The organism is Noviherbaspirillum denitrificans (assembly GCF_002211445.1).
GTDB lineage: Bacteria > Pseudomonadota > Gammaproteobacteria > Burkholderiales > Burkholderiaceae_D > Noviherbaspirillum > Noviherbaspirillum denitrificans.
The window spans coordinates 2,589,948-2,594,103 of sequence record NZ_LSTO01000001.1 but is presented as its reverse complement, the minus strand read 5'-3'; the positions used below and the strand labels follow the sequence as shown (position 1 = coordinate 2,594,103).

At 61.1% G+C, this 4,156-nt stretch carries 4 protein-coding genes; 1 reads left to right on the top strand and 3 read right to left on the bottom strand.

Going from position 1 to position 4,156, the window contains the following annotated elements:
• Positions 1–216 (bottom strand): hypothetical protein (locus AYR66_RS29560; RefSeq protein ID WP_206047157.1); only part of this gene is annotated, 216 nt, incomplete at its 3' end.
• 446 nt (positions 217–662) lie between these two features.
• Here AYR66_RS29560 and phbB point away from each other — a divergent pair.
• Positions 663–1,403, top strand: coding sequence for an acetoacetyl-CoA reductase (gene phbB / locus AYR66_RS12670; protein WP_088707770.1), 741 nt, complete (start codon positions 663–665; stop codon positions 1,401–1,403).
• A gap of 129 nt (positions 1,404–1,532) precedes the next feature.
• Here phbB and AYR66_RS12665 read toward each other — a convergent pair whose 3' ends face one another.
• Together AYR66_RS12665 and guaD are read right to left on the bottom strand one after the other, a co-directional pair.
• Positions 1,533–2,594 (bottom strand): porin, encoded by a 1,062-nt coding sequence (locus tag AYR66_RS12665; RefSeq protein ID WP_088707769.1) that lies wholly within the window; start codon positions 2,592–2,594, stop codon positions 1,533–1,535.
• A gap of 170 nt (positions 2,595–2,764) precedes the next feature.
• Positions 2,765–4,099, bottom strand: coding sequence for a guanine deaminase (guaD, locus tag AYR66_RS12660; RefSeq protein ID WP_088707768.1), 1,335 nt, complete (start codon positions 4,097–4,099; stop codon positions 2,765–2,767).
• Positions 4,100–4,156 lie beyond the last annotated feature (57 nt).

Genomic DNA, 4,156 nt, shown 5'->3' with positions numbered 1-4,156 from the left:
CGACTCGAACTCGTGCGCGAATGCGAGGACCGCCGCTGCAGCGGGAACCGAGGTCGCATACATTTCAAAGAGGCGGTCGCGATGCTGCTCCATGAAACTCGCAACTAGTTGGGGCGGTTCATGCAGGTCCTGTTCAAGACAGGACCGGACCACGAAACAATAGCGCGCGAAACCGGCCGCGCTTCGATGCAGGATGTTTTGCGTTTGAGCGGACATTCAGGAATCCATATAAAAAATGGCAACGTGCGGAATATAGACTTGCAAGCCTGAATCGCCTATCAGCAAACATCGCCTTGATGCATCGGACTTCGCCTACAGAGAAAATCCGATACGGTGACGGGAATACTGCCTGTCCCGCTTTGTCTCCTGCACCCACGCCATTCCGCCACTGCATTTGGCCCGACCGAAGTGCGCGCATAGGAGGTCGGCCGACAGGCGCATTCTGCTATGTGGCCAGCGGCAATCACTGTTCCTGCTTCGCGTTGCGTAAAACTGTTACCGCCTGCTAACGGCCTTTCCTCGCCGTATCAGAACAGTCCTATGCGCAACCCGATTTTTCCTATCACGACATTCAGCGGGCGCCGATAGGAAAATCCTTCGCCATCTCGGATGATTGATGCCCCGCATGACTCAACATTAACCACAAGAAAAGGAAACGGAGAATGACACGACTGGCATTGATTACCGGCGGCATGGGCGGCCTTGGTGAAGCGATCTGCATGAAGATGGCCGACCTGGGCTACAACGTCGTCACGACCTATTCGCCGGGCAACGTGAAAGTGCAAAACTGGCTGAGCTCGATGGAGGAGGCGGGCTACAACTTCCGCGCCTATCCCTGTGACGTCAGCGACTACGATGCATCCCGCGAATGCATCTCCGCCATCCAGAAAGATTTGGGGCCGATCGATGTCCTGGTCAACAACGCCGGCATCACGCGCGACATGACCTTCAAGAAAATGGACAAGGCCAACTGGGACGCGGTCATGAAGACCAACCTCGATTCGGTCTTCAACATGACCAAGCCGGTGTGCGACGGCATGACCGACCGCGGCTGGGGGCGCATCATCAATATCTCTTCCGTGAACGGCCAGAAGGGCGCATTCGGCCAGACCAACTACTCCGCCGCGAAGGCAGGCATGCACGGCTTCACCAAGGCGCTGGCGCTGGAAGTGGCGCGCAAGGGTGTGACCGTGAACACCATCTCCCCGGGCTATATCGGCACGAAGATGGTGCGGGCCATTCCGGCCGATGTCCTCGAATCCAAGATCATTCCGCAAATCCCGATGGGCCGTCTCGGCAAGCCGGAAGAAGTCGCGGGCCTGGTGGCCTATCTCGCTTCCGACGAAGCCGCTTTCCTGACCGGTGCCAACATCGCCATCAACGGCGGCCAGCACATGTCCTGACCGGAAAAAGAAAAACCCGGCGGTGTGCCGGGTTTGCTTTCAATCGAAATCAATCGATCAAGTTGCGTGACGGGCTTGTGGCCCGTCCGCAGCCAGGCGCGGACTATCGTCCTTGCCTGAATCAAATCATCAGAAGCGGTGGCGGATGCCGACGCCGAAGCTGTTGCCGTTGTTGGTGCCGGTGATGCGGTCGTTCATGTAGACGGCATACAGGTCGGTACGCTTGGACATGTCGTAGTCGTAGCCCACGGAAGCGGTCTTGCGGGTCTGGTCGGCGCCGATGACGGTGCCTTCACGCTTGGTCTGTGCCCAGGCCGCCATGATCTTGCCGGCGCCCATCGGCACGGTTGCGCCGAGCGACAGGGTCTTGTCGTCGAGGTCGACGTTGTGCGAAGTCTGGCCGTAGGTCGCGAACAGCTTGGCTGCCTTCAGGTCGTAGCTGCCGCCGAACATCCATGCCTTCTGGCGGGATGCGCCGAAGCCGACGGACGAGCCGGCGGTGTTCAGCGGGTTGTTCACTTCGACCGTGTTGTAGTACGCGGTCAGTGCCAGCGGGCCGTTGAAGTACAGCGCGTTGGCGCCGATGTTGTTCACGCCGGTCTTGCCTGCCTGCTCGCCGAGCTGGTAGTGCAGGTTGGCCTTGAGGCCGCCGAAGTCCGGGGTGGTGTAGCGGATCGAGTTGCTCCAGCCGGTATCGCCGGCGACGGAGTTGGACCAGCCCGATGCGTTGAACAGCGGCACGTCATTGTGCAGGTTCAGCGGCGAGAAGGTGTAGGAATCGCCGAACGGGTTGAACAGAATGGTCGGCAGGAAGTGCGGCGCGAGTTCGCGGCCGAACGAGATCGAGCCGAAGCCACCGGACAGGCCGACGACCGCATCGCGCGACCACATCGTGTCGCCAGGGAAGCGGCCCTGCACGCCGGTGTCAGCCTGGAAGAAGCTGGTCAGCAGGAAGTTGGCCTTGAGGCCGCCGCCGAGGTCTTCGGTGCCCTTGAAACCGATCCACGAAGTGGTCAGGCCGCCGCTGTTGACGGAAGCGCGGCTGTTGGCGTCGCCGGCGTTGCGCATGGAACCGGCGTAGGTATCGACCAGGCCCATGACGGTGACTTGTGCCATCGCGGGTGCGGCGGCAGCGGTGCAGAGTGCTGCGGCGAGCAGCGCGTGTTTCAGTTTCAGGCTTTTTTGTTGCATGACATCTCCTGTTGCAATGCAGTTAAAGAAGCCGGGCCTCCCCGGACGGAATAACTTACGCACCCATCCTGGCCCCGGTTTCGAGTCGATGCCATTCTACTTATCCTTCTAAAAGATGCGTAAGGGAAATTGTGAAACTTGACCGAGGTCAAGTCGAGAAAATTATCAAACTAGCAAGCAAATGTGCTGCTTTTTTCAGCGCCCGATTCCCCGCGCAGATGCACCCGTTTACCCCCGCTGTACGTCGCGGCCACAGTGCGGTCATCGCCCAGCAGCGCCAGTGCGAACAGCAGCTCTTCCAGGCTTTCCGTGCGTGCGGTGCGGCGTGCGAGCAGGGGAGTCGCCTGTGGATCCAATACAACAAAGTCGGCTTCCACGCCGGGCGCGAAATTGCCGATCGTGCCCTCCAGCTGCATGCTGCGCGCGCCGCCCAGTGTCGCCATGTAGAACATGCGCAGCGCCGGAAGGTAGGTGCCGCCCATGCGCGCCACCTTGTACACCTCGTTCATGGTCTGCAGCATTGAGAATGACGTGCCGCCGCCGACGTCGGTGGCCAGCGACATCGGCACCTGCGCTTCATCGGCGCGCTGGAAGTCGAACAGGCCGCTGCCGAGGAAGAGGTTGGAGGTCGGGCAGATCGACGCCGCCGATTGTGTTTCGCGCATGCGCGCGCGGTCGTGGTCGTCCAGCCAGATGCAATGCGCATACATGGCGCGCGGACGCATCATGCCGTACCTGTCGTACACGTCGAGGTAGCTGCGCGATTCGGGGAAGAGTGACTTCACCCATGCCACTTCATCGGTGTTCTCGGCCACGTGCGTCTGCAGGAAGGTATCGGGATAGGCTCGCGCCAGTTCGCCGGCCAGCTGCAGCTGCGCCACCGTCGAGGTCGGCGCGAAGCGCGGCGTGATGGCGTAGAGCTGGCGGCCGTGCTTGTGCCAGGTGTTGATCAGTTCCTCGCTCTGGCGCACACCGCCTTCCGCGGTATCGCACAGGAATTCCGGGCAGTTGCGGTCCATCAGCACCTTGCCCGCGACCATGCGCAGGTTGCGCTTGTGGCTCTCGCCGAAGAAGGCGTTGACCGAATTCGGATGCACGGTGCAGTACACCATCGCGGTGGTCGTGCCGCAACGCAGGAGTTCGTCGAGGAAGAAGCGCGCCACGTCGTGCGCATGTTCCGGGTCGTCGAACTTGCGCTCGGTGGGGAAGGTGTAGGTATCCAGCCACGGCAGCAGGCCAGGCGCGGGCGACGCGATCATGTCGGTCTGCGGGTAATGGACGTGGGTGTCGATGAAGCCGGGGACGATCAGCTTGCCGCGATAGTCGTGCACCACGGTGCCCTGCGGCAGGTCCTTGTGCAGTTGCGCGTGGTCGCCGGCGGCCTTTACGCGGCCGTCCTCGATCACCAGCAGGCCGTCTTCGTGCCATGCATAGGCGTCGTCGTTGAAGGCGGGGTCGGCGGTGAAGTGCAGGATGCTGGCGCGGTAGGCTTGGTGTTGAGTCATGTAATGCTTTCTTGCTTTCTGTCGTTAATTCTTTTGTCGTGTAGGGTTGGTGGGGCC

Bases quoted from the DNA above. Each gene is read 5' to 3' on its own strand.
- phbB (WP_088707770.1), top strand. From the start codon at position 663: ATGACACGACTGGCATTGATTACCGGCGGCATGGGCGGCCTTGGTGAA.
- AYR66_RS12665 (WP_088707769.1), bottom strand. From the start codon at position 2,594: ATGCAACAAAAAAGCCTGAAACTGAAACACGCGCTGCTCGCCGCAGCA.
- guaD (WP_088707768.1), bottom strand. From the start codon at position 4,099: ATGACTCAACACCAAGCCTACCGCGCCAGCATCCTGCACTTCACCGCC.